Source organism: Pallidibacillus pasinlerensis (assembly GCF_009996845.1).
Taxonomy (GTDB): domain Bacteria; phylum Bacillota; class Bacilli; order Bacillales; family Caldibacillaceae; genus Pallidibacillus; species Pallidibacillus pasinlerensis.
This window is the reverse complement of sequence record NZ_JAACYS010000137.1, coordinates 1-1,527: the sequence shown is the minus strand read 5'-3', so window position 1 is coordinate 1,527 and position 1,527 is coordinate 1. Positions and strand designations below refer to the sequence as shown.

Annotated in this window: 1 protein-coding gene; it reads left to right on the top strand. The window is 36.4% G+C overall.

Translation table 11 applies throughout. The features are described 5' to 3' along the window. Window positions 1-163: 163 nt before the first annotated feature. Window positions 164-1,525: an IS4 family transposase gene (locus GW534_RS15815; protein ID WP_094245175.1), complete on the top strand. Its 1,362-nt coding sequence runs from the start codon at window positions 164-166 to the stop codon at window positions 1,523-1,525. Window positions 1,526-1,527: the final 2 nt, after the last annotated feature.

Below are 1,527 nucleotides of genomic sequence, written 5' to 3'. Positions count from 1 at the left end.
ACTCAGCTTTCGCAGTCCAAAATCTTGTTTAAATGCTTGATGTAAATGGTTTTGGGAAGTACAAAATTATCATTTGACATTTTTTAAAACATAAAGAAAGACACCTATTCTTTTGGTAAAATATTGGTGACGAAACCAAATCCAAAAGAAAGGTGTCACCACTATGATAACGAATAAAGACTACTTTGCGCAATTACCAAAAGAAATTAAACAAGGATTTTCCGAATTAAATATTGGATATCATTTAAGAAAAGCGAATATTACGAAACTTTCCGGGTATTCTTGTCTTACTGTTTTCAAACTGATTTTTCTTTTAGTCTTCCAATATAAGAACTGGTTTCGTGCTTTTATGAGTAAACGATCTCAGGATCTGCCCGGAAAGGATACAGTCTATCGCTTTTTAAATACACCAACCTATCATTGGAGAAAGTTTCTGCTTTCATTAAGCAGTGAAATGATCCGTCTGCTTCAACCATTAACTTCAAAAGATCGTGTCACAGCTTTTGTGATTGATGATTCTGTCTTTTCAAGAAACCGTAGTAAGTCGGTTGAACTGTTGGCTAAGGTTTTTGATCACTCTACCCATCAGTACTTGAAAGGGTTTCAAATGCTTACCCTTGGCTGGACCGATAGTTTTACTTTTATTCCCGTTGATTTTGCTCTTCTAAGTTCACCGAAAAAGGAAAATCGCCTGCAAGAAATCAATACCAATATTGATAAACGAACATCTGGCTATAAGCGTCGCCAGGAAGCTCTGAAATCAAAACCAGACGTGGCTTCAGCTTTACTTGATCATGCGCTTGAAAAAGGGATTGTAGCTGACTATGTTCTCATGGATTCCTGGTTTACACAAGCGCCTTTAATTGAGAAGATTACGAACAAAGGGTTATTTGTCATTGGCATGGTGAAGCAATTAAAGCAGCGATACGTTTACAATGGTGAACGTTTCACACTGAATCAACTTTACAAATTGGCAAAACCTCACATGGGTAAAAAAGACATTCTCGGATCCGTTTATGCTACTTTAGACAATGGAATTCCAGTAAAAATTCTATTTGTACGAAACCGTAATAAACGGAGCGAATGGCTTGCCATTCTCAGCACAGATACAACATTAGAAAATGAAGAGATCATTCGTATTTACGGCATGCGTTGGGACATTGAAGTCTTCTTCAAATGCAATAAATCCCTTTTAAATTTAGAGAAAGAATTCCAGGGACGTTCCTACGACATGTTAATTAGCCATACAACCATTGTTTTTACACGATATATTCTCATTGCTTGGCAAATGCGAAAAGAGGAGGATCCTAAGACGATTGGCAACCTTTTTTACATCCTTTGCGAAGATGTAAAAGACATAGATTTTATTACTGCCCTTCAATCACTTATTGACCTTTTCCAAACTTTGGCGGAAGCCGAGGTTTCTTTGAACATGGACATCTTTAAAAATCAAATGAATAAATGGTTGGCCACTATACCTAATTATATCAAGCAATGCTTAAATATTTCTGTGTGCGAAAGTTGAGT